This window comes from Halarcobacter bivalviorum (assembly GCF_003346815.1).
Lineage (GTDB): Bacteria > Campylobacterota > Campylobacteria > Campylobacterales > Arcobacteraceae > Halarcobacter > Halarcobacter bivalviorum.
The window spans coordinates 1,969,645-1,994,376 of the sequence record NZ_CP031217.1; the positions used below are offsets into that span (position 1 = coordinate 1,969,645).

29 protein-coding genes are annotated in these 24,732 nt (G+C 28.9%); 4 read left to right on the forward strand and 25 right to left on the reverse strand.

Annotation, left to right across the window (positions count from 1 at the left end; genetic code table 11):
• The 18 genes from ABIV_RS10020 to ABIV_RS10105 all read right to left on the reverse strand — a co-directional run bounded on the left by ABIV_RS10020 (position 1) and on the right by ABIV_RS10105 (position 15,830).
• Positions 1-990, reverse strand: a complete 990-nt coding sequence (locus ABIV_RS10020; protein WP_114839745.1) for a sensor histidine kinase — start codon at positions 988-990, stop codon at positions 1-3.
• A complete protein-coding gene (locus tag ABIV_RS10025; protein ID WP_114839746.1) occupies positions 983-2,398 on the reverse strand; it encodes a phytoene desaturase family protein in 1,416 nt (471 codons plus the stop codon). Before ABIV_RS10025 ends, ABIV_RS10020 begins: the two co-directional genes overlap by 8 nt.
• Complete coding sequence (locus tag ABIV_RS10030) at positions 2,385-3,728, reverse strand: cryptochrome/photolyase family protein (RefSeq protein ID WP_114839747.1); 1,344 nt, start codon at positions 3,726-3,728, stop codon at positions 2,385-2,387. Before ABIV_RS10030 ends, ABIV_RS10025 begins: the two co-directional genes overlap by 14 nt.
• Positions 3,725-4,675, reverse strand: a complete 951-nt coding sequence (locus tag ABIV_RS10035; RefSeq protein ID WP_114839748.1) for a YbgA family protein — start codon at positions 4,673-4,675, stop codon at positions 3,725-3,727. Before ABIV_RS10035 ends, ABIV_RS10030 begins: the two co-directional genes overlap by 4 nt.
• 72 nt (positions 4,676-4,747) lie before the next feature.
• Positions 4,748-6,016, reverse strand: a complete 1,269-nt coding sequence (tolB, locus tag ABIV_RS10040) for a Tol-Pal system protein TolB (protein ID WP_114839749.1) — start codon at positions 6,014-6,016, stop codon at positions 4,748-4,750.
• Between the two features lie 2 nt (positions 6,017-6,018).
• Positions 6,019-6,747 (reverse strand): TonB C-terminal domain-containing protein, encoded by a 729-nt coding sequence (locus tag ABIV_RS10045; RefSeq protein WP_114839750.1) that lies wholly within the window; start codon positions 6,745-6,747, stop codon positions 6,019-6,021.
• A 2-nt stretch (positions 6,748-6,749) separates the two neighbouring features.
• Positions 6,750-7,139 (reverse strand): biopolymer transporter ExbD, encoded by a 390-nt coding sequence (locus tag ABIV_RS10050; protein WP_114839751.1) that lies wholly within the window; start codon positions 7,137-7,139, stop codon positions 6,750-6,752.
• A gap of 2 nt (positions 7,140-7,141) precedes the next feature.
• Positions 7,142-7,702, reverse strand: a complete 561-nt coding sequence (locus ABIV_RS10055; RefSeq protein WP_114839752.1) for a MotA/TolQ/ExbB proton channel family protein — start codon at positions 7,700-7,702, stop codon at positions 7,142-7,144.
• A gap of 2 nt (positions 7,703-7,704) precedes the next feature.
• Positions 7,705-8,082: an ATP synthase F1 subunit epsilon gene (atpC, locus tag ABIV_RS10060; protein ID WP_114839753.1), complete on the reverse strand. Its 378-nt coding sequence runs from the start codon at positions 8,080-8,082 to the stop codon at positions 7,705-7,707.
• Between the two features lie 16 nt (positions 8,083-8,098).
• Positions 8,099-9,493, reverse strand: a complete 1,395-nt coding sequence (gene atpD, locus ABIV_RS10065; protein ID WP_114839754.1) for a F0F1 ATP synthase subunit beta — start codon at positions 9,491-9,493, stop codon at positions 8,099-8,101.
• A gap of 18 nt (positions 9,494-9,511) precedes the next feature.
• Positions 9,512-10,399, reverse strand: a complete 888-nt coding sequence (gene atpG / locus ABIV_RS10070; protein ID WP_114839755.1) for an ATP synthase F1 subunit gamma — start codon at positions 10,397-10,399, stop codon at positions 9,512-9,514.
• Positions 10,400-10,409: 10 nt separating this feature from the next.
• A complete protein-coding gene (atpA, locus tag ABIV_RS10075; protein ID WP_114839756.1) occupies positions 10,410-11,927 on the reverse strand; it encodes a F0F1 ATP synthase subunit alpha in 1,518 nt (505 codons plus the stop codon).
• Between the two features lie 21 nt (positions 11,928-11,948).
• Entirely contained in the window at positions 11,949-12,479 is a 531-nt protein-coding gene (locus ABIV_RS10080) for a F0F1 ATP synthase subunit delta (protein WP_114839757.1), read from the reverse strand.
• Positions 12,479-12,997 (reverse strand): F0F1 ATP synthase subunit B, encoded by a 519-nt coding sequence (locus ABIV_RS10085; protein WP_114839758.1) that lies wholly within the window; start codon positions 12,995-12,997, stop codon positions 12,479-12,481. Before ABIV_RS10085 ends, ABIV_RS10080 begins: the two co-directional genes overlap by 1 nt.
• Positions 12,998-13,012: 15 nt before the next feature.
• Positions 13,013-13,435, reverse strand: coding sequence for a F0F1 ATP synthase subunit B family protein (locus ABIV_RS10090; protein ID WP_114839759.1), 423 nt, complete (start codon positions 13,433-13,435; stop codon positions 13,013-13,015).
• Positions 13,436-13,539: 104 nt separating this feature from the next.
• Positions 13,540-14,397, reverse strand: coding sequence for a ParB/RepB/Spo0J family partition protein (locus tag ABIV_RS10095; RefSeq protein ID WP_114839760.1), 858 nt, complete (start codon positions 14,395-14,397; stop codon positions 13,540-13,542).
• A 24-nt stretch (positions 14,398-14,421) separates the two neighbouring features.
• Positions 14,422-15,198 carry a ParA family protein gene (locus ABIV_RS10100; protein ID WP_114839761.1) on the reverse strand — a complete coding sequence of 259 codons (777 nt, stop codon included), beginning with the start codon at positions 15,196-15,198 and terminating at the stop codon, positions 14,422-14,424.
• A complete protein-coding gene (locus ABIV_RS10105) occupies positions 15,195-15,830 on the reverse strand; it encodes a biotin--[acetyl-CoA-carboxylase] ligase (RefSeq protein WP_114839762.1) in 636 nt (211 codons plus the stop codon). The genes ABIV_RS10100 and ABIV_RS10105 overlap by 4 nt, the downstream gene beginning before the upstream one ends.
• Positions 15,831-15,899: 69 nt before the next feature.
• On the opposite strand from ABIV_RS10105, the gene ABIV_RS10110 reads away from it, so the two are divergent.
• Positions 15,900-16,793: an AEC family transporter gene (locus ABIV_RS10110; RefSeq protein ID WP_114839763.1), complete on the forward strand. Its 894-nt coding sequence runs from the start codon at positions 15,900-15,902 to the stop codon at positions 16,791-16,793.
• 8 nt (positions 16,794-16,801) lie between these two features.
• Here ABIV_RS10110 and fmt read toward each other — a convergent pair whose 3' ends face one another.
• The 7 genes from fmt to dnaG all read right to left on the reverse strand — a co-directional run bounded on the left by fmt (position 16,802) and on the right by dnaG (position 22,469).
• Entirely contained in the window at positions 16,802-17,722 is a 921-nt protein-coding gene (gene fmt, locus ABIV_RS10115; protein WP_114839764.1) for a methionyl-tRNA formyltransferase, read from the reverse strand.
• Between the two features lie 14 nt (positions 17,723-17,736).
• Complete coding sequence (gene proB, locus ABIV_RS10120; RefSeq protein ID WP_114839765.1) at positions 17,737-18,504, reverse strand: glutamate 5-kinase; 768 nt, start codon at positions 18,502-18,504, stop codon at positions 17,737-17,739.
• The gene (obgE, locus tag ABIV_RS10125; RefSeq protein WP_114839766.1) at positions 18,504-19,595 is read right to left on the reverse strand and encodes a GTPase ObgE; all 1,092 of its coding nucleotides are present in this window, start codon (positions 19,593-19,595) and stop codon (positions 18,504-18,506) included. Before obgE ends, proB begins: the two co-directional genes overlap by 1 nt.
• Positions 19,596-19,700: 105 nt before the next feature.
• Entirely contained in the window at positions 19,701-19,955 is a 255-nt protein-coding gene (gene rpmA, locus ABIV_RS10130; RefSeq protein ID WP_114839767.1) for a 50S ribosomal protein L27, read from the reverse strand.
• Positions 19,956-19,971: 16 nt separating this feature from the next.
• Positions 19,972-20,289 carry a 50S ribosomal protein L21 gene (gene rplU, locus ABIV_RS10135; protein ID WP_114839768.1) on the reverse strand — a complete coding sequence of 106 codons (318 nt, stop codon included), beginning with the start codon at positions 20,287-20,289 and terminating at the stop codon, positions 19,972-19,974.
• 103 nt (positions 20,290-20,392) lie between these two features.
• Entirely contained in the window at positions 20,393-20,776 is a 384-nt protein-coding gene (locus ABIV_RS10140) for a Rid family detoxifying hydrolase (protein WP_114839769.1), read from the reverse strand.
• Between the two features lie 58 nt (positions 20,777-20,834).
• On the reverse strand, positions 20,835-22,469 hold the full coding sequence (gene dnaG, locus ABIV_RS10145; protein WP_114839770.1) for a DNA primase: 1,635 nt from the start codon (positions 22,467-22,469) through the stop codon (positions 20,835-20,837).
• A gap of 81 nt (positions 22,470-22,550) precedes the next feature.
• Here dnaG and ABIV_RS10150 point away from each other — a divergent pair, with 81 nt between their 5' ends.
• The 3 genes from ABIV_RS10150 to rnc are packed head-to-tail and all read left to right on the forward strand — an operon-like array spanning position 22,551 to position 24,694.
• Entirely contained in the window at positions 22,551-23,600 is a 1,050-nt protein-coding gene (locus ABIV_RS10150) for a tetratricopeptide repeat protein (RefSeq protein ID WP_114839771.1), read from the forward strand.
• The gene (rnhA, locus tag ABIV_RS10155) at positions 23,575-24,024 is read left to right on the forward strand and encodes a ribonuclease HI (protein WP_114839772.1); all 450 of its coding nucleotides are present in this window, start codon (positions 23,575-23,577) and stop codon (positions 24,022-24,024) included. Before ABIV_RS10150 ends, rnhA begins: the two co-directional genes overlap by 26 nt.
• Complete coding sequence (gene rnc, locus ABIV_RS10160) at positions 24,017-24,694, forward strand: ribonuclease III (RefSeq protein WP_114839773.1); 678 nt, start codon at positions 24,017-24,019, stop codon at positions 24,692-24,694. Before rnhA ends, rnc begins: the two co-directional genes overlap by 8 nt.
• Positions 24,695-24,732: the final 38 nt, after the last annotated feature.

Sequence of the window (24,732 nt, forward strand, 5' to 3'; positions counted from 1 at the left end):
TTACCTTTTTATGTTTATAAGAAAAGAGACTTTCTTTTCTTCTACTTTATACTCTAATTTCCCAACATTTAATAAATTTAATCTTTTTTGTAAATTTGTTAAACCTGTTCCAAATACTACTTTACTTGGTAAAACTCCATTATTTGTAACCGTTATAAGATTATCTTTAGCTTCAATCTCAATATCCAACTGTTCTGTTTTATATCCATGTTTTATTGCATTTTCAACTAATAATTGAATAGAGAATTTTGGTACTTGAATTATCTTTGCCTCTTCTTCTATATTAATAGATAAATTAATATTATTTTCAAATCTTATATTTTCTATCTCTAAATAAGTTTTTACCATTTTTAATTCATTTTCTAAAGAGATTAAACTATCTTTATTTATTGCATTTCTAAGAAATCGTGATAAATCTAAGGTTGCTTTTTCAGCTTTTTTTTGGTCTAAATATATCAATTCCGAAATAGAGTTTAAAGCATTAAATAAAAAATGAGGATTTAACTCCCCTTCTAAAGCCTTAATCTTAGTCTCTAAAACCTCACTATTTATTGATTCATTTTTATATTTCATTGAAATAAATTGATGAAGTATTACTCCAATAAGAAAAGTAAGAAAACCTATTGTCATACTAATATCGAACCAAAAAGGTTTTATAAAAGTTATAATATTAAATTCACTTAAAGAGAATATATAATAAGAGAAAGAAAAACCTAAAAAGCCTGAAAAGAAAGAGAAAATAAAACTAATTAAATACCAAAATTTTTCATTTACTCGGGGTAAAATATAATCATTTGAAATTGTAATTAAGATAAATGCAAAAAATGAGATAGTAATAGCACTTATAGTACTAAATAAAATAGTAGAAAGAGTTTGCACTTCATCATTTATAAAATATAAAAATAAAGAGATTAAAAAACCAAAGCAAGCTCCAATCAATATTATATATAACCAATCAAGAATTGAGATTTTTAATTTTACACTATCCATTTAACTCTTCCTCTAAAATCTTTACCCCTAAGGCAACACCAGGCCAACCTTGTCCTGCGAATATTGTATCACCAACATTATATAAACCCTTAATTGGAGTTTTGCAACTTGGTACTTTAAATATATTTTTTAAAGTAATTGCTTTACCTCCACAATTTGCTCTATTAATATATCTATTAAAGGTCTTTGACGTTCCACTAAAAGATATAAGAATCTCTTCTTTGTCTATCTTATCAAAGTATTCTAAAAATTTATCTATTATAAAAGTCTCAACTACTTTTTTTCTTTTTTTATACTCTTCTTTTTCCAAATTAAACCAAAGGTTTGCTTTTGTATGTGTTGAGATTGTAATACTTATTCCATTTTTTGACATTTTATCATCTTCTTTTAGGCTTGTTGAAACAAAAAATGAGTTAGAGATAGAAAAAGGTATATTCTCTTTTAATATTATTTGATAGTGTGATAAAAAAGCAAAAGAGGTTTTTACTGTTAGGTTTAATAAAAAAGCACTTTGGTCATTAAAAGAGAACTGCTGATAGTAACTTTTTATTTTTTCATCTTTAAATAGTTTATTACTATCATAAATTGTTGAATTAAGAACTACTTTTTTGGCTTTATATTTATCTTTTTTTGTAACTATTGTAAAAATATCTTCTTCTTGAATGACTTCAAGAACTTCCTCTTTCTTATGAACATCACTTTTATTTAATAGCTCATCAAAAATAGTACCCATTCCTCCTTTTACATAAAAAACATCATGGAAAGGATATGCTAAACCTAAAGCTAAAGAGAGTAAAGAGATATCTTTTGAAGTAGTTTGTAGAGTAATTAAAAGTTGAGCATCTATAAAATCTTGATACTCCTTTGAAATCTCTCCTAAACTTTCTTTTATAAAACTCTTTGCACTTTTAAAAAGATCAAATTTATAAACTTTTAATAATTCACATACCGAAAGAAAAGTTTTTAAATAAGCCTTTAAACTATATTTAGAATAGTATAACTTTTTTAAACTCCAAAACTTCTCATCTAATTCTTTTATTTTTTGCCAAAAAACTCTATTATTTTTATTAGGATATACTTTTTCTATATTTACTAAGAACTCTTCAAAATCTTTAACTCTATCTATTGTTTTACCATTTTGAACAACCCTTATTGCAATTTCACTTTTCTCTAAATCTAAATTTACATTTGCTCTATCAAAAATCTCTTTTAAAGGATGATTTTTTTCATAACCTACAAGAGTTGTAGCTCCACTATTATAATAGTTTCCAAATCTTTTAAAGGTACTTGCACAGCCACCAAGGTTTGAATCTTTTTCAAAAACAATAATATGCTTTTCTTTATTTAAAGAAGCAAGCATACTTCCTCCCATTCCTGAGCCTACTATAGCTAAATCATAAACTTTCATCTTTAGCCTTTTTAAAAAGTTCAATTGCTCTTTTTCTTGATAAAGAGATATCTACCATTGCTTTAGGATAATCAAAAAATAAGTTTGAAGATAAAGCATTTTCGGTATGAAATAGTCTTGCATCAACATCTTTTAACTCTTTTATTACAGATTTTATAAAAATTCCTTCTTTATCAAACTTTGAAGATTGAGTATAGGGATTAAAAATTCTAAAATATGGTGCTGCATCTGCTCCTGTACTAGAACTCCATTGCCAAGAACCAATATTTGAACTAGCCTCATAATCTAAAAGCTTTAAAGCAAAATACTCTTCTCCTTTTCTCCAATCTATAAAAAGATTTTTCGTTAAAAAAGAAGAGACAATCATTCTTAATCTATTATGCATAAGTCCTGTTTGATTTAGATGAATCATTGCCGCATCTATAATTGGTACTCCTGTTTTCCCCTCACACCACTTTTTAAAATCCTCTTCATCTTTATTCCACTCTATTTTAATTCCATTAAAATTCTCTTTTTCAGAATTTGGAAAATGAAAAAGAATATAGTTATAAAACTCTCTCCAAAAAAGTTCTCTTATGAAAAATTCATAATTATTAACATTTGATTTTTTTACAATATTAAAAATCTCTTTAGCAGAAATAAGACCAAATCTTAAATGAGCTGATAATTTTGATGTTGCATCTTTATAAAAATAATCTCTATCTTCTTGATAGCTTTCTATTTTTAACAAAAATTCCTCCAACAAACTTTTTGCATCTTTATATAAAAAAGAGGGTAACTCTTGTTTTTCAAAACCTAACTCTTTTATAGAAGGAGTATTGTCATAAGCAAAAGAAGACAATCTTATATTTTCATTCAACTTATACTCTTCAATTGAAGAGGCTTCAGTTATTAAATTAAGTGATTTATAAAAGGGTGTAAATACTTTATAAGGAGTTCCATCACTCTTAAGATGTTCATTTGGGTTTAAAATAAATGAGTCATTAAATCTTCTTAAAGGAAGAAGTTTTTCTACTTCTTTATCTCTTTTTATTGCATATGAATCAAAATCAACTGAACATAAAACTTCATCAAACTCATTTTTTAGTTTTTCAAATACCTTTATTGGCTCATCATAAAATATTGCTAAATCTAAACCTAAAGTTTTTAGACTCTTTTTTAATTTAAGTACTGAATCATAAATAAAAGTAACTCTTCTATCATCTTTAGGTAAAGAATCTAAAATATTTTTATCAAAAATAAAAATAGGAAGAACTTCATTTTTTGCATAGTGTAATAATGCACTATTAGAAACTCTTAAATCTCTTCTAAACCAAAGAATTTGTTTCATTTATAAGCCTTTACCGTTGACCTAAGTGCTAACTCTTTTGGATAAGGGTTTAAAAATTTTTGTTGTAATAAATACTCTAAATTAAATCTTTTTGTATAGATATTTAGTAGTTTGATTACAGCAATTAAAGGGATAATCTCTTCTTTAAACTCTTCCATTGCTTCTAACATCTCTTGTTTTTCTTCTTTAGAAATAAGCTTTTTAAAATATCCTAAAATATGTAAGAGTACATTATAAGTTTTAGAGATACTTCCTTTTTGTGAAATAGCCTCCAAAAAGGCTACTTTATATAAAGCTAAAACCTCTTCAATAGAATTTTTATCATGATTAGCAACAATATTTCCAAGCTCTTTATATGAACTTTGAGATTTTGAATAGATTAAATATTTATATGAAGTATGAAACTCAACTAACTCTTTAAAGGAAGGATTTGATTTTAAAAACTCAAATAGATGTTTATAAGCAAAGATTTGCATTAAAAAATTTTCTCTAAGCCAAGGGTCATTTAATCTACCCTCTTCTTCTACAGGAAGTAAAGGAAAATTCTCTTTTATTTTTTCAGCAAAAACTCCTACACCTTTTTTTTCACTTGGAGCTTCAACTTCTTGATAAACTTTTACTCTTTCAAGTCCACATGTAGGAGATTTTGATTTTAAGATAAAACCACATAATTCATCTTTTTGCATCTGTTCAATACATACTTGAGAAATATTTTTTAATTCCTCAGTTACATCTTTTTTTGTATTTGAAGTAACTACTCTTATTTCATCTTTAATATTAACTAATCTAATTGCTTCTCTAGGAGTAGAGAATATCATCTTTTCAGGACAGTAAGGGACAAATTCAAAGTACTCTTGTAAAATATTTGTAATAAAGCCATCTTTTGAGTTAGTACCATCATATCGGCACATTGTTCCAATAAGGCAAGAAGATACACCTAGTTTCATTTTAACTCCTTTATTGAAGTATTATAATAAAACTAGTATATCTTTGTATAAATAAAATGTAAGTTTATATAATTACCAATCTATTGATTGAATCTTTCCATTTTTTAATGGGAATGTAAATGATTTTGAATAATTCAATCTAATTATTCCTATAGAACTTCTATTATTTACAGTTTTTAAGAAAATAATAGACTCCCCATCTTTTGAAAACTTAGGAAATTGATTACTTCCATTAGAAGTTAATCTTTTAAGGAAGTCGCTCTTTGTTGACATTAAATAAAGATTAAAAGTGTAAGAACCAAATTCATTGTTTCTATCTCTACTTGTATAAACTACATAATCTTTATAAGTTGTAGCAGATGAGTTATTATTTCCATGATAAACTAATCTTTCAACACCTCTTCCACCAATATCTTTTGCAAAAATATTTGGATATTTTAATCTATCAGATACAAAAACTATTCTTTTTTCATTATCAATAAAATGAGCACCTACATCAATACCTTTATATGTAGTCAACCTCTTTTTTGTTTTTGTAACAGTATCATAAAGATAGATATCAGGTTGATGATTTGGAGAAGCTGTAATTAAAACTTTTTTGCTATCAGAACTTACATCAGAAGCAACAAGCATTCCCTCACTTTGCATTATAACTTCTCTTTGTCTAGTATAAATATTAGTTTTCACTAAAGTTGGAATACCACTGTCATATGTTGTGTAATAGAAACTATCTTGTTTATCACTAGCCCATTTTGGGAAAATATTTAATCCACCTCTAATTACAGGCATTTGAAAAGTTAGAGTATAGTCTGCAATTATAATATCTGCTTTTCTTGCACTTTTATATTGTGAAAAGATTACAAATTTATCCATCCAATCAATTAAAGGGGCATTTAGATGTTTATTTATAGTGATTGCAATTCTATGTGCAATAAAAGGAAATCTATCCTCTTTTGAAGTAGAGAAGCTTCTATTTAATACCATCTTTTTTGCATTTACATCATACATTTTTAGCATTACAGTATAACCACCAAAACTACTTACATTTGCATCAAGATTTACAAAAAGGTCTGTTCCTTTATTTGATAAAACCAGCATATCTGGATTTGAATTATAATCTACCACTTGAGAAGAAGCAACTACATCAAAATGTCCACTAACCATTAAATCTTTTTCAATCATTTTTGCAACTTTATTAGTTAAAACTGCATTCATAGCTTTTGGAGAAACTGAAACTTCGATTTTAGGAAGAGAACCTGACTTTTTAATAATATCTAACTCTGCATCAGCAGCGAAAACAAATGTTGTAATTAAAAATAAAAGTGATAATATTTTTTTCATATTTAACCTTCCGATTTAAAGTTTATTATAATATCAACTTTACTGTTAATATTGTGTGTAGGAAAAACTTCCTTAGTTTGAGCATTTAAAAACTCTTTTAATGATTCATCAAAACGAATGTCATTTGAATATTTTATTACTCGATAATCAAATTCACCGCTATTAGTAATCATTACAAGAACTTTGACAACAAGACCATCTTCTAATAATTTTGGATTCCATCTTTCCCATAAAATTTGTTTAATTTTTGAAAAGTATTCATGTTCTTCCCCTTTACTTGCAGAGTTTACAACTGGTTGATTTGTAGTTGTTTTAACATCACTTAAAAGTTTAGAAACTTGTGTATTGTCACTTTTTTTCTCTTTTTCAAATTTTGATTTAAATCTACTTGGATCTATTGATGCTTGTTGTGTAGAAACATCTTTTTCAACAACTTTATTTGTATTTGTTTTTACATTAGCAAATAATGATTTAAAGTCAGCTTGTTGTTTATCTGAACGAGAAGTAGCTTTTTTTACAATCTCTTCTTCAACTTTCTCACTTTTCTTAGCAACTTTTTTTTCATTTGATTTTGTTGAAATTAATTCTAGCTCTAAAACAGTAGCTTTTGTATTAATATCAAATTTTTTAGCTGTTGGAGCACTAATATATAAAAGAAAGAAGAAACCAACAATAAAATAAATAGAGACAGATATGATACCTGATAGATAAAAGTAGTTTTTATCCTGCATAATTATCCATCTGTAATAAGTGAAACTTTAGTAAAACCAGCTTCTTTAACTGACTTTAAAATATAAATAACATCATCATACATCAAAGTCTTTTCTGCACGAATATGTATAGGTGTTTTTCTATCTTTATCTTTTGCAAAAAGAACAAAATTATCTGCAAAAGTAGAAAACTCAAAACTCTTTTTATTAATTTTTATATTTTTATCTTTTGTTAATAGAATATCGATTTTTTTAACAGCTTGGATTTGTTGAGATTTACTTCCTTTTGGAAGGTTTACTGGCTCTTCAAACTCTACCACAGGTGCAGTTACCATTAAAATTGCAAGAAGCACTAGCATAATATCAACTAAAGGAGTAATATTTAAATCAGGTTTTTGATTATAATCAAACATGATTAACCTTTAGCAATTAAGATTTTTGCTTGTGCCTTAATATAAGTATTTAACTCATAAACTTTTCTTACTAAAATTTGATGAAATGTATATGCAAATATTGCCACAAAAATTCCAGCTGCTGTTGCAACTAAAGCTTCAGAAATTGCGGGAGCAATTACAGAAAAACCAACTTTTGAATGACTTGAAAATTTTGCAAATGATTCAAGAATTCCTACAACTGTACCAAATAGACCTATAAAAGGAGCTGTAGATGCAATAATAGACATCCATGAAATTCCAACACTAGCATCTTTAATTATATTTATTTCACAAGCATCAAGAATCTCTTTATTATTAACTCCATTTGCACATTTATTAAGTGCTGACATTGGACTTAATGTTGAACTTCTAGAAGTTAATGCCTCAAGTGATTTTTGTTCAGTAAGAATAGAAGATTTCAAAGATAGAAATCTGTAGATAAATATCCAAAAAACTAATACCATATATAATGAAAGTGACCATAACACTAAAAGTGTTATGGCACTACCATTACTTAAATAATTTAAAGCTGAATCAATCATTATTAAGCGAATGAGTTGATTTTAGCCTCAACTGCTGCTAATGATACATTTGCATCTTTAACAGAGTTAACTAAATCTTTTGCAGCTTCAATGTTTCTTGCAATTTCAGAATCTTGTCCAGAAGTAAGAGCTACAGCCCCGTCAACTAATACGTCAACAGCACTTTCACTTACTTTAACGTGACCCCAGTTAATTGCAACTGCATCAGTTGAATCTGCTTTTTCTATTATAATTACGCCAACAGTTAATGATGATACTAAAGAAGCATGTCCTGGTAAAACTCCGAACTCTCCCTCTTTTCCTGGAAGAGTTACAGATTTTACGTCATCACTAAAGATTTGACCATTTGGTGCAACTATTGATAATTTTAGTGTATCCATAAGCATGCCTTATTTGTTATTTCATTCCCTCAGCTTTTGCTAATACCTCGTCGATTCCACCAACCATATAGAATGCCATTTCTGGAATGTTGTCATATTTACCATCTAGGATACCTTTGAATCCAGCAATTGTATCTGATAATTCAACATACTTACCTGGAGATCCTGTAAATACTTCTGCAACGAAGAATGGTTGAGATAAGAATCTTTCAATTTTTCTTGCTCTTGCTACAACAAGTTTATCTTCTTCAGATAACTCATCCATACCAAGAATTGCAATAATATCTTGTAAATCTTTGTATTTTTGTAATACAGATTGAACACCTCTAGCTACGCCATAGTGCTCTTCACCTAATACATCTACACTTAAGATTCTTGAAGTTGAATCTAGTGGATCAACTGCAGGGTAAATACCTTTTTCTGCAATTTTTCTATTAAGTACTGTAGTTGCATCTAAGTGTGCGAAAACTGAAGCTGGAGCTGGGTCAGTTAAGTCATCCGCAGGAACATATACTGCTTGAACAGAAGTAATAGAACCTTTTGCAGTTGAAGTAATTCTCTCTTGTAATGCACCCATTTCTCTAGCTAATGTTGGTTGATAACCAACCGCTGAAGGAATTCTTCCTAATAATGCTGACATCTCAGAACCTGCTTGAGCAAATCTAAAGATATTATCAACGAACATTAATACATCAAGACCTTTTTCATCTCTGAAGTATTCAGCCATTGTAAGACCAGTTAATGCAATTCTATTTCTTGCACCTGGAGGCTCACTCATTTGACCATAACATAATGCAACTTTGTCAAGTACGTTAGAGTCTTTCATTTCGTGATAAAGGTCATTACCTTCTCTTGTTCTCTCACCAACACCAGCAAATACTGAGTAACCTGAGTGTTTGAACGCAACGTTGTGGATAAGTTCCATAATAATAACTGTTTTACCAACTCCAGCACCACCGAATAGTCCAACTTTTCCACCTTTTGAATATGGTGCTAATAAGTCAACTACTTTGATACCAGTTTCAAACATTTCTGTTTTAGTTGATTGCTCTTCAAAAGAAGGAGCAGCTCTATGGATTGACCATCTTTCAGTTTCTGCAGGAATAGCTTCACCTTCATCAACTGGATCACCAATTACGTTGAAAATTCTACCAAGAACAGCTTCACCAACTGGAACCTTAATTGGTCCACCAGTAGCAGTACACTCTTGTCCTCTTTTTAAACCTTCTGTCATATCCATAGCAATAGTTCTAACTCTACTATCACCAATGTGTGCAGCAACTTCTAGAACTAATCTATCTTGGTTAACGTCCGCTAATGTAACTTCAATAGCTTCGTTAATTTCTGGTAAATATCCGTCGAACTCTACGTCTACAACAGGACCCATTACCTGAATAATATTACCTTTCATACGGGCAGCTCCTTTAAATTATTTTAATGCTTCAACACCACTGATAATCTCTATCAGCTCTGTTGTAATTGCAGCTTGTCTAGCTTTATTGTATTCTACTGTTAAAGAGTTAACTCTATCTTTAGCATTGTTAGTTGCAGCTTCCATAGCTTGCATTCTTGCAGAGTGTTCTGCTGCTAAAGAGTCAATTAATGAGTAATACATATTGAAATCAATATATTTACCTGTTAATTCTTCTAACACTTCTTCATCATCATCTGGTTCAATTTCTAGCATAGAAGTTTCTTGTTCAGTTGCCTCAACATCTTCTAAACTAATTGGTAATAAATCTCTTACTCTAATTTCTTGAGTAAGCATATTTAAGAATCCATTGTAAATTAATACAACTTTATCTGTTTCACCTTTTTTGAAATCTTCAACTACTTCATTAATAAAATCAGAAGCTCTATCATAATCTGGTGCAGAAGATAAGTCAGTTACTTTTTGTAATAACTCTTTACCTTGGAAAGAGAAGTAATCAACTCCCTTTCTTCCAGCTACTCTATATCTTACTGTTACACCTTGAGACTCATATTGAGCTGCTAATTCACTAACTTTTTTAATAGTAGTCATGTTAAAACCACCACAAAGTCCTTTGTCAGCAGTAACAAAAACTAAATCTACAGTTTTTGGGTTCTCATTAGGAATAAACGCTTTATTGTGGTTACCCCCATCTTGAACTTTGCTAACTCTATTTGCGATCTCAGAAAGAACTTCATTAATCTTCTTAGCATAACTTCTAGCTTGATCAGATAGTTGTCTAGTTCTAGTAAGTTTTGCAGAAGATACAAGCTTCATAGCTTTTGTAGTCTTCTGAGTGTTTTTAACACTTCCAATTTTTAATTTAATCTCTTTTAAGTTAGCCATGTGCTAATCCTTATTTAGCATTAAAAACAGTTTTGAACTCTTCTAATGCAGCTTTTAATGCTGATTCAGTTTCATCATCTAATTTTTTCTTAGATTTGATATCATCTAAAATATTTGCATATTTTTGCTCGATGAAAGAGTGTAACTCTTCTTCGTATTTAACAACATCAGATACAGCTACATCATTTAAATAACCTTTTGTACCTGCATAAATAATAACAATTTGTTTTTCAATTACTAGTGGTTTATTAACACCTTGCTTTAATACTTCAACCATTCTTTGTCCAAGCTCAAGCTCTCTTCTTGTTGACTCATCTAAGTCAGAAGCGAATTGTGCGAATGCTTCAAGTTCTCTATATTGTGCAAGAGATAATTTTAAAGTACCAGCAACTTGCTTAGTAGCTTTAATTTGTGCCGCACCACCAACTCTTGATACTGATAAACCAACGTTAATTGCAGGTCTAATACCAGAGTTAAATAGGTTAGTTTCTAAGAAAATTTGTCCATCAGTAATAGAAATTACGTTTGTTGGAATATAAGCAGCAACGTCTCCAGCTTGAGTTTCAATAATAGGTAACGCAGTCATAGAACCAGCACCTAACTCATCTGACATTTTTGCAGCTCTTTCTAATAATCTTGAGTGTAGATAAAATACATCCCCTGGGAACGCCTCTCTACCTGGAGGTCTTCTTAATAATAAAGACATTTCTCTATATGCAACTGCATGTTTTGATAAATCATCATAAACGATTAACGCATGTTTACCATTATCTCTGAAGTACTCACCAATAGTAACACCTGTATATGGTGCTAAGAATTGTAAAGCAGATGATTCTGAAGCTGATGCATTAACAATAATTGTATAATCCATTGCTCCACCTTCTTCTAATGTTCTAACAACAGAAGCAACTGAAGAAGCTTTTTGACCAATTGCAACATAAATACAAATTACATCTTCACCTTTTTGGTTAAGAATTGTATCGATTGCAACTGTAGTTTTACCAGTTTGTCTATCTCCAATAATAAGCTCTCTTTGCCCTCTTCCGATTGGAACTAATGCATCGATTGCTTTAATACCAGTTTGTAGTGGTTCATGTACAGATTTTCTAGCCATAATTCCAGGAGCTTTTTCTTCTACGAATCTATGCTCTGCAGCTTCAATTGTACCTTTTCCATCAATTGGCTCACCAAGTGCGTTAACAACTCTACCAACCATTGCATCACCAACTGGAGTTTCAAGAAGTTTTCCTAATCTTTTACAAGAAGTACCTTCTCTAAGACCAACACCAGCTCCAAGAACAACAACACCAACTGAAGACTCTTCTAAGTTAGATGCTAATCCTCTTTCACCGTTTTCAAATTCTACTAGCTCCCCAGCCATTACATTTTTAAGACCATAAACTTGAGCAATCCCATCTGCAAATGAGATGATTTTCCCAGTTTCGTTAACGTCTACATTTAATTCAAAGTTATCAATTCTTTCTTTAATGATAGAACTGATTTCATCTGCTTGAATTTTTGCACCCATTCAATATCTCCTTTATAAGTTCTAAACTGCTTTTAAAATATGTTCAATCATTTGTGACTTAAGTCTATCTTTTGAGAATGAAATCTCAACACCAAGACTATCAATATCAACTTTGATACCATCATAATCACAAACATTTTGTGATAGCGATAATTGTACATTAAATTTTTCACTAAATTTTTTCTCAATTGTAGAGATATAATCAGCTGATAATTCTTTGTTACAATATACTACACCAGTATATGAATTATTCATTTTTGCTACTTGTGATTCTAATTCACTTGCAATATCAGGAATAATGTCAAGTCTTTTCTTCGACCCTAATAATTTTACAAGGTTTTTTAATTCATCACTTGTATTATCTAAAAATGATAAAACTAATTCAATCTTATTTTCTGCTTTTACTTCAGAAGAAGCAATAATAGAAATAAATTTTTCTTCAGCAAATGCAGAAGAAATAGTTTTTAAATCATTACAAATAGTAGTTGCAGACTCTACAGTTCTACCATCTAATAATGCTTTTACATATCTTTTTGCTATTAAATCATTCATTATGCAACCTTCTTAAGTACGATGTTTGCTAACTCATCTTGAGTTATTGAAACATTATCAGAACTTAATAGTTCTTCAAGAACTTCAGAAACGATTTGTTTCTTAGCTTTTGATGTTTCAATTTTTACTTTTTCATCGAAACCTTTGTCAAGATTTGCAATTTCTGCATCAACTGCATCAGCAACTCTTTTCTTAACAGAGTCAATATCAGTTTTTGCATTTTCAACAATTTCATTTGCTAATTTTTTTGCTTCTTCTAGTTTTTTAGCTGCATTTTCAACTTTTTCTTGAGAAGCTTTTAAAGTATCTTGAACTTTATCAAGCTCAGCTTGAATAGAAGCAGTTCTACCAGCAAAAAAAGCTTTTAATTTGTCTGCAAGTAGGTACCATACTATACCAGCAAAAATAATAAAGTTAACGGTTCTTTGTACGATATCGTAGTTTGTCTCCGCACCTTCAGCTGAAGCTAATAACGCCATAGGAGCTAAAGCTAATCCAAGTAGTAATAATTTTTTCAACCTTAACCTCCTAAATTAAATTGAGCTAATCTTAGCTTTTAAGCTCTCATTAAATTGAGGCATTGCAGCAACTAATGATTCCTTTAAAGCTTTAGTTTCATCTTCAAGTTCTTTAGCGAACTTAAGAGTTTTAGCTTCTAATTCCTCTTTAGCACTTGCAAGTTTAGCATCAGCTACTTCTTTAGCTTCATTGTAAGCTTGGTCTCTTATAGCAGCTGCTTCTTTTTTAGCTTCGGCAATTACATGGCTTGCTTCTTCTAACATACCATCTACGTCAGCAGAGTTTGATTGAGCATTTTCTAAATCTTTTTTAATAGATTTATCTCTATCATCCATATGCTTTAATAGGGGTACAAATAGACAACTGTTAAGTCTTGCTACAACGAAAAGAAAGATTATTGCTGTGCTTAGCAATAATACAGGACTTATGTCTAACATTCATTCCTCCATATTTTTTACAGTTTAGTTTGACTAAAACTGCTTAAATTTTATCTAAAAGTAGTATAAATTTATATTAAAATATAGAAATCTAAGAAAGAATTTTACAAAGTGTTACGAAAGTAATTAGAAATTTTCTCAATATCTTCTTGAGATTTAATTTCAATTTTAAAATAGTTCTTTTCAGCTTTTACTTTTAAATCACTCTTTTTTAAATGCTCAATTACATTATCAAGTGGTTTAAAATCATAATTTTTAATAGTTTTTTTCTTCTTTAAAGCCTTATTATCATCAGCTTTTAACTGCCTTACTAAGTCTTCAGTTTCTCTAACTGAAAGCTTTTGACCAATAATAGAATCTGCAACTTTTTTTTGTGTATCTTCATCTAGTCCAAGCATTATCTTACCATGACCAGCAGAGATTTTGTCATTAGCAAGTAGCTGTTGTACATATGAGCATAATTGTAACAATCTTAAGGTATTAGTAATTAAAGTTCTAGATTTAAATACCTTTTTTGACAACTCATCATGTGTAATATTATGCTCATTTATTAGTTGGGCATAAGAAAAAGCTAATTCAATAATATTTAAATCGTCTCTTTGAATATTTTCAATTAAAGCTAATTCTCTTAATTTAAAATCTTCAATATTTACGATTGTAGCTTTAATAGTCTCTAACTTTGCAAGTTTATGAGCTCTTAATCTTCTTTCACCTGCAACTAAAATATATCCATTTTCATCTTCTATTACTGTTACAGGTTGTAGAAGTCCATGCTCTACAATTGAGTCTGCTAATTCTTTTAATTTATCTTGATCAAATATTTTTCTAGGTTGATTTGGGTTTGGTTTAACTTTTTCAACATCAATTTCAATAATCTTTCCATATTGAGATTTTGAATTTGAATTTTCATAAGCCGTTTCTACTTCACCTAATAATTCTCCAAGTCCTCTACCTAATGCCATATTAAAATCCTACTTTATTTAAAATTATCCAGCAATTGCTTTTGCTAAGTTTGTATATGCTTTTGTTCCAGCTGCCATTTCATCATACAACATGATAGGCTTACCAAAACTTGGGCTTTCTGCCAGTTTAATATTTCTAGGGATAACTACATATGAGCTTTCATCAACTTTAAAAAGTTTACTCTCAAAATGTTGTGCTAAATCTGCAAAAACTTGTTTTGAAAGATTATTTTGAGCACTATACATTGTAGGAAGAAAACCTCTGATTTGTAGTTGTCTATTAATTGTTTGCTTAACTAATTTAATAGTATTTAATAACTGTGCTAAACCCTCTAATGCAAAAAACTCACATTGAATTGGTATTAGTACAGAATTAGCTGCACTTAATGTATTAATAGTGATTGGTCCTAATGCTGGTGGTGAATCAATAATTATATAATCATAATCTTTTTTTACAGGGTCAATTTTTCTTTTTAAAACTAACTCTCTATCTTTGACATTTTTATAAAACTCTTTTTCAATTCCAACTAATCCAATATTTGATGGTGCTACTTTTAAGTTTTCAATTTCAGAATCAAGAATAATTTCATTTAACTCTTTTGTTCCTAACATTACATGATAAATATTATACTCATATGTATCTCTATGAAAACCTAATGATGTAGTAGCATTAGCTTGTGGATCTGCATCTATTAATAATACTCTTTTACCTTCAAGTGCTAATGCAGCACTTAAATTTACGGCAGTGGTAGTCTTTCCTACACCACCTTTTTGATTTGCAATTGCAATAACCTCAGTCATCTTAAACTAAAAACCTTTTTATCGTCAATTTGGATAGAACCATCACCATTTAAAACAGCATTTTCTAATGAAACTTTGTTGTTTTCAACTGTAGCTTTAAATTTTCTACTCTTTTGGAATTCTACCTTAAAAGAGTTAAAAATTTCCTTCCAAGAAATTTTTTTTTCTAAACTTCTAAAATATAATTTTAATATATACATTTTATCGATTTTTATATCTAAATACCCAAAATCACTATTTACATGGGATAAATTTAAACCTATTCCACAATATATTAAATCTTTTGTAACTGAGGTAATTGTTCCCCCAATTTTTTTTTCATCTACATAAAAATCATTTGGCCATTTTAACCAAATTTTTGAACCTTGACTTTTTAGTACTTCTTTTAAAAGATATGAAAAATATATAGAGGCACTTTGTATTTGTAAATCATTAGGTAATCTATTTTTGTCAAGAACAAAAGAGAAAAAAAGATTTCCTTCTTTTCCTTGCCAAGAGTTTCCTCTACTTCCTATACCATTTGTTTGATAATTTGCTGTTACACATAAAGGAGTTGTAAAACTATTTTTTTTTATCAACTCTTTGAGGTAGGTATGTGTTGAATCTACCTCTTCTAAATTTATTATTTCCATATTTGATTATACATAATTAACTTACAAGAGATTATTAAATATAATTTTTTAAAAAGAGAAGATTGTCACATGCTAGATCCGGTTTTACCCATTGCTTTGTATTTAAGTTTTGGTTATTTATTTAAAATATTTTTTAAAGATAATTCAAAAGAGTTAGTTGAGTTTATTATTTACTTTTCTCTTCCTGCTATTGTTTTTGCAAAAATCTATCCTCTAAATTTAACTTATGAAACTTTAGAGTTAGTATTTATGTTTAACACCATAATCTTAGGTAACTTGCTATTAGCTTATTTTGTAGGAAAATTACTCAAACTAGAGAAGAAAATACTTGCTACTTTTATGATTGTTGCAACTTTTGGAAACACTTCATTTATTGGGCTTTCATACATAGATACTTTTTATGGTCAAGATTATGTAGTATACGCACTTATTTATGATCTATTTGGTTCGTTTCTTTTATTAGTTAGTTTAGGAATGATTATTATAAATTGGGGAAGTGGTCAACATGTTAACTTTAAAGGTATAGTTAGAAGTGTAATATTTTTCCCACCAATTATTATGTTCTTTTTAACTGTATTTGCAAAAAACTTTGAGATGCCACTATTTGTTATGAATACAATGGAAACTATTGGTGCAACTTTAGTTCCTATTGCTATGATTGCTATTGGTATGAAACTTGAGTTAAAAAATATTTTCTATAAGTTAAATATAGTTACAACTGCGATTATTATTAAAATGTTTGTTATTCCTATAATTGTATTACTTGCTTTTTCTGCTTTTTATAATTTAGATGATACTTGGAGTAAAACAACAATTTTAGAAGCTGCTATGCCACCTATGACTATGGCTGTAGTATTAGCAATAAAAGGTGGTCTTGATGAAAGATTAGCAATTAATGCTTTAGTTATTGGAGTATTATTATCACTTTTAAGTGTTACAGGATTTTACTACTATTTAGCATAGTAGTAAAATTACTCTAGAATATCGCCTAAAGAGACTCTTTTCCCTTTTATATATTCTACTGCATTTAAAGCTTTTTTAGATGGTGCTTGTAGAGTTTGAACCTCTATTGAACCTTTTTTACAAGCAATTATAATAGAATCAGTTTTTATATCTAAGATTTCACCTTCATTATTATTTGATGTTTCTTCAACTAATTTAATATCTTTTAGTTTTAGACCATTTTCAATAAATATTCCAGGCCAATAAGAGTAAGCTTTATATTTTAAATATAAACTTTTTGCATTTGAAAAATCAACTAGTCCATACTCTTTTTTAATCTTTTTACAAAAACTTACTTCTGTTTCATTTTGTTTTTTAGGTTCAATTTTTTCAAAATTATCTAAAGTTGTGATTGTAAGTTCTGCTGCAATATCAGATAGTTTTGCAAAAGCTTCTGCAACTTCCATTGTAGGTGTAATTTTTAGATATTGTAAAGCTAAAATATCTCCACTATCTAATCCTTCTTCCATAAGCATAGAAGTAACACCTGTATATTCATCATCATTTAATAAAGATTCTTGAATTGGACTTGCTCCTCTATATTTTGGTAATAAAGAAGCGTGAAGATTAATACAAGGAGCTATCTCTAAAATCTCTAGGGGTAAAATTTGTCCATATGCCGCAACTATAATAAAATCTGGATTTAAAGCTTTTAGCTCTTCTTCTACTTCTTTATTTCCTCTTAGTTTTTCAGGTTGAAAAATTGGAAGCTCTATATTATTGTCTAAACAAAACTGTTTTATATGTGGTGGTGTTAAAAGCTGTTTTCTACCTACTGGTTTGTCAGGTTGAGTATAAAGAGCAACAACATCATAAGAGCTATTAATTAGTCTCTCAAATATTTTTGTTGCATAATCTGGTGTTCCCATAAAAACAATTCGTTTAGACACAATATTATCCTTTTTTATGCGTTTTTAAAAAGTGTTCCACTTTTATGATTTTCATCAAGTAAAAAATCATATGCATTTGTTAAATCAAAACCTGAAGTTAAATACATCTTTCTATCTCTTTTTAATAGAAAATTTGCTGCTTTAAGTTTTGTTACAATACCACCTGTAGCAAATTCTGAATTAGGTGTATGTTTCATTTGTAATTCATCTTCTTCGATGTGATTTACAATTTTTCTCATTTTTGCCTCAGGATTCTCATGGGGATTAGAATCATATAAACCATCTACATCTGATAAAATTGTTAATAAATCTGCATCAAAAAAGTGTGCTGCATGAGCTGCTAACTGATCATTATCTCCAAATAGTAACTCTTTATTTGCAATTACATCATTTTCGTTTAAAATAGGAATAATATCATTACTTAAAAGTATCTCCATTACACCTTTTGCATTTAATGATCTTTTTCTTGAATCAAAGTCCTCTTCTACTAGAAGCATCTGAGCACATTTTAAATCATGTTCTCTAAATCTTTTTTTATAGTGTTTCATTAAAAGAGGCTGACCAATTGCGGCAAGAGCTTGTCTGTTTAAAATTTGAGTTTTATCAAGATTTAAAGCAGTATTTCCTGCTGCAACAGCTCCAGATGAAACTAAAATCACTTCTAGTCCCTTCTCTTTTTTTAATTTTGCTATTAAATCAACTAAATTATTTAATCTTTCAACAGCTAAAGCGCTTCCTTCTCTTAGAACAGCACTCCCTACTTTAATAACGATTCTTTTCATTATTTATTTTGTCCTATTAATTCATATAAAGCAAATCTAATTGAATCTGTATTTAAATGTGTAACAGAAGATATTGGTAAAATAAAAAATGGTTTATTTTCATCAAATTTAGAATAAGTTAAATCTTGCACAAAATAAGGTAACTTTTTATCAAAACCATAAGAATTTTCATTTGAAACTTCTAATCCTAAACCTTCAATAAAATCTTTTATATCACCTTCTAAATCTTCACCATAATAAGCATCAATTTTTGTTAATGCAATTGCAAAATTTCTACCACTTAACTCTTCAGAGAATTTTTTAACTTCCTCTTTTAGCACATCATATTGCTCTTTTGTAGTTCTATAGTTTGCAATATCAATCATAAACAGAAGTGTTTTAGTTCTTTCTATATGTCTTAAGAACTCTAATCCTAAACCTCTTCCATCACTTGCTCCATCAATAATACCAGGGATGTCTGCCATTACAAATGAATTATATTCTCCTACTTCTACCACACCTAATTTTGGAGTTAAAGTAGTAAATTCATAATTAGCAATTTCTGGAGCTGCATTTGAAGTAGTAGAGATTAATGTTGATTTTCCAACATTTGGATATCCAACTAAACCAACATCTGCAATTAGTTTTAATTCAAGTCTAATCTCTTTTATCTCTCCTGGAAGTCCTGGCTGAGAATATGTTGGTCTTTGATTTCTTGAGTTTTTAAAGTGTGTATTACCTAACCCACCTTTTCCACCTTCTAAGAAAACTTCTCTTTGTCCTTCTTCTAAAAGATCTAATATTACTTCATCTGTCTCATTATCGATTACTTGTGTTCCTGGAGGTACAACTAATACAAGTGGTTGTGCTGACTTTCCTGTTTTATTTCTACCTTCACCTTGTTTTCCATTTTCAGCTCTTAGAACTGTTCTTCCTTTATACCAAGATAGAGTATCTGTATTACTATCAACTAAAAATACTACATCCCCACCTTTTCCACCATCTCCACCGTCTGGTCCACCTTTGATAACAAACTTTTCTCTTCTAAAAGAAGAGCAACCTTGTCCACCCTTTCCAGATGATACAGTGAATTTAACACTATCTACAAACACATTAATTCCTTTATAAAAAGAGCTTTATACATAAAGCTTAAATAAAAAAAAAGGGTGTAGGCAAAAGCACTACACCCTTTGAGAAAATTAACTTATTAAAACTTTTTATGAAGCGTATACAGAAACTTTCTTTCTATCTTTATTCTTCACTTCAAATTTTACAACACCATCAATTAGTGCATAAATTGTATGATCTTTACCGATTCCTACATTTTCTCCACAGTGTACTTTTGTACCTCTTTGTCTAATAATGATATTACCAGCTCTAACTTTTTCTCCACCAAACTTTTTAACACCAAGTCTTCTACCAGCTGAATCTCTATTATTTTGAGTACTTCCTTGACCTTTCTTGTGAGCCATTTCTTATCTCCTTAAATTATGCAGCGATTTTAGTAATTCTAATTTTAGTGAAGCTTTTTCTGAAACCTCTTTTTAATTTAGAATCTTTTCTTCTTCTTTTTTTGTAAATGATAACTTTCTTAGCTCTATTTACACCAGTTCCATCTAAAACAACCTCTGCTTCAACTTTTGCAGAAGAAACAGCATCACCAGTTTTTAATTCACCATCATTAACAGCTAAAACATCAGTGATTTCAAGAGTTTCTTTAGCAGCTTTTCCAGTATAATCAATATCTAGGATATCACCTTCAGTTACTTTATACTGTTTACCACCACACTTAATAATTGCGTACATATTTATTCCTCTAACTTATCAATTCTTTATTAACTTTTTGCTTTAACGGGACGAAATACTACCTAATTGTAGTTTAAAGTTTCTTTAAGCGAAAATCTTTATTTTAATAATAATCATATGGTTGTGCAATTGCATCTATTACAACCATCGAATTCATAGGTAAACCCTTCACAGAAACGGTACTTCTAACTGGTTTATGATCTCCAAATGCTTCTGCACAAAGTACATTTACAACTGCAAAATCTTCAATATTTTCTAAATAAATAGTAATTTTAATTACTTTATCCATACCACTTTGTGCATCTTCTAAAAGAACTCTTAAATTTTCAAATACTTGTCTTGTTTGAGTTTTAATATCTCTTTCTACCATATCTCCATTTACATCTAATGGAACTTGTCCAGAAGTATAAATTAAACCATTTGCTTTTACAGCTTGTGAGTAAGGACCTATTGCTTGTGGTAATCTATTAGAGTTTATTTTTTCCATATATATTCCTAAGAATTAAAATTTACAAAAATTATATTGATTTTAGATAAATTTTTTATTAAAGATTGTAACTTACAAGTTTACCTTGTTTTAATTGTCTTAAATTATCTTGAACTTTTCTTAATTTAAAACCTTTTTCTCTTAAATTTAAAGTTTGGTCATATTTTAAAGAAGTCAATTTCTTAGTATAAAATGTATATAATAAAACAATTAACTCTTCTTTTAATCTTTGTTCATCATAAACTTCAAGTTTATCATTTAATAATATTCCATTTAATATGGTATTTGTAGGTTCGTTTATTAATAGTTCAAACTCATTTTTATGATACTCAAACATTGAGATATCAACAATATCAAGTACCATATCTAATCTTTTAGGATTTTCTAATATTGCTCTAATAATACAAAGTTCTGCAATATCAATTTTAGTTAAATTAACTTCATTTCGTCTACTCATATCAGAACTTACTTTTATTAGATTTTCTCTTACATTTAATTTTTGAGCTAAATATCTTTTGTATTCATCTTGATAGAGTTCATTTAAAGTTTTAAGATAATCATTTGTTTCTATTAAGGCTTTTTGTTTTTGACTTGGAATGTTTATATCATAGTTTGAAATAATATAATCAAGTGTATAGGAAATAAAATTTTGTGGATTTGAGAAAATCTTATTTAACTCTTCTATCTTTCCATCATTTACCATATCTGCTGGGTCTTTACCCTCTGTAAAGATTACAACTCCACCTTCAAAATCACTTTGAGAAAGCATTACTGAAGCTTTATAAGCTGCTGCTAATCCAGCTTTATCTCCATCATAAGCTAAGATAATTTTAGGTTCTCCTCGTCTAAGAAGTGGTAAATGCTCTTTCGTTAATGCTGTTCCAAGAGTTGCTACAGCAGTATCAAAACCTGCTTGATGAAGCATAATCACATCTAAATACCCTTCCGTAACAATCATTCTATTTTTTTTATAAATACTCTCTTTTGCTAAGTTATATCCATATAGTAATTTAGATTTATTAAATAGTTTTGTTTGAGGAGAGTTTATATATTTTGCACTATGTCCTGAGATAGTTCTTCCACCAAAACCTACTATCTTCCCGCTAATTGAATAAATAGGGAAAGTAATTCTTTCTATAAACCTTGCATATAAACCATTATGTCCTGTATCTATAAGACCTAACTCTTTTGCTTCTGCTAAATTTAATTGATTTGTTTTTAAAAAGTTAACTGTATCATTTGAAGTTGGAGCATAACCTATTTCAAATTTTTCAATTGAAAACTCAGAAATTCCCCTACTTTTAATATACTCTTTTGCTGTTTGATTATATACAAATAGTTTTTGATAATATTTATTAGCCTCTTCTAGAACTTTAGTATCTTGTTTTTTTTGATTTGTATTATCATAAGATAGAGATACATTGTACATAGAAGCTAGCTTTTCTAAAGCTTCTGGATATGATAACTTTTCATATTCCATTACAAATTTTATAGAATCACCACCAGCACCACAACCAAAGCAATGATAAATTTGTTTTTGAGGACTCACAACAAAAGATGGTGTATCTTCCCCATGAAAAGGACAACAAGCCTTGAAATTTGCACCACTTTTTTTAAGTTCCAAAAATTGAGATACTACATCTACTACGTCTAAGTGATTTTTTAAATTTTCTATTGAGTCTTTTGTTATCATTTTGCGATTATACCTAAAAATTTATAATAGTATATGTGCTTTTATGATATGATAATTTATATTTTATATTTAAGGCATTTTTTGGATAGTTTTGTAATTGAGTACAGAGACCCATTATTTGGTGTAATTATATTTTTCACTCTTATCTTTACCATCTCATTTTTAACTTATTCTTTCTCTTTATATAAAGAGAGAAAAGCAAGAAAAGACTATAGAGAACTACTTAAAAGATTTGAAATAGGAAAACTAAAAGAAGAGGATTATGTTCATCTATATAAGACATATAACCTTCCTTTTGACTCAATAATTTTATTAGCTTCAACTTTTATTCATAAAGGAAACTACAATAAGGCTATTTCTGTATATTTAGCTCTTTTAGAACATGTAACAGATAGGGTTAAAAAAGAGGAATTACTTGAGCTTTTAGGAACTACTTATTTTAAAGGTGGTTTTATGCAAAGAGCAAAAGATATTTTCTTAAGAATTCTAAAATTTTCACCTAGAAATACTCATGCTTTAAAATACTTATTAGTGATAAATGAAAAACTAAAAGATTATAATAATGCAAAAGAGATTATTGATTGTTTAGATGAAATAGGAGAAGAGACAACTAAAGATAAAATCTTTATTGAAACTCTTATTTTAATAAATGATCCCATTAAATCTTTCGAAAAGAAAAGTATTGAGTTATTAGAAACACTTAAAAATAATCCTAGTGTACAAAGACTAATTGCTAAATTTTATCTTTCATATAATAAAGAGTTTTTTTGGGAGAATATGGAACTTTTTGATGAGAAAAAACTTATTGATTTAATGTGGTTTTTAAATTTTGAAGATATTAATTTTGAGAAAGTTTCAAAAAGCAATTTTTTAACTGAATTGTATAATGCCAAGGGGTATTTAAATAATTTAAATCATAGTGATGATTTTGTATTTGATATTTTAATTGCACTTAATACACATGATCATAAAATTCCAGCAACAATTGACTTTGAATTTATCTGTAAATCTTGTAAGCATATTCATCCTATGTTTGATACAAGATGTCCAAACTGCCAAAATATTCTAACTTTTGATGTAAAACATCATCTTACAAAGGACTTAGTTGAAAGAAATCAATCTTTACAGTGATGGCTCTTCTTTAGGAAATCCAGGCCCTGGTGGTTGGGGTACTATCTTAGAGTATAAAGGAAAAGAGAAAGAGTTAAGTGGAGCTCAAGATAATACTACAAACAATCAAATGGAACTTAAAGGGGTAATTGAAGGACTTAAAGCTTTAAAAGAACCTTGTAAAGTTAATATTATTTCTGATTCTACTTATGTAGTAAAAGGAATAAATGAATGGCTAAGTGCTTGGATAAAAAATAATTGGAAAAATTCTTCAAAAAAACCTGTAAAAAATATAGAACTATGGCAAGAATATGTAGATGTTTCAAAAAAACACACTATAATAGCAAATTGGGTTAAAGGGCATGCAGGACATTTTCATAATGAAAGATGTGATATACTTGCACGCACTGAAGCTGAAAAATTAAAAGGAGAAAATAATGAGTGATTACTCAAAATTAGAAAAGTGTTTGGATTATCAGTTTAAAAACAAAGATCTGATAATCGAAGCACTTACTCATAAGAGCTATAAAAAGCCTTATAACAATGAAAGATTGGAGTTTTTAGGAGATGCTGTTTTAAACCTAATTGTAGGAGAATATCTATTTAAAAAATTTCCTCAATCAAATGAAGGGGAACTTTCAAAGATTAGAGCAAGTTTAGTAAATGAAACAGGTTTTACTAAGTTAGCAAATGAGATTAAATTAGGTGACTATATTTTTATATCAAATGCCGAAGAGAGAAACAAAGGAAGAAGTAAAGCCTCTATTCTTTCAGATGCTTTTGAAGCCATTATGGGTGCTATTTATTTAGAATCAGGTTTAGAAGTTTTAAAACCAATAATCTTAAAACTTTTAGAAAACTCTTATGACAAAATCAATTTAGATGTATTATTTAGTGATTATAAAACTGCATTACAAGAGATAACACAAGCACAGTTTGGAACTATTCCTGAATATAAAATAGAAGGTTCTTATGGACCAGACCATAAAAAAGAGTTTGAAGTATCAATTTGGATTGATGGAAAATCTTATGGGAAAGCAATAGGAAAAAGTAAAAAGTTAGCACAACAAGCTGTTGCAAAAATTGCTATTGATAAATTAAAAGCAAATAACTAAAAAAAAGTAGAAAATTATATGCTTTGAGCATAATGGGA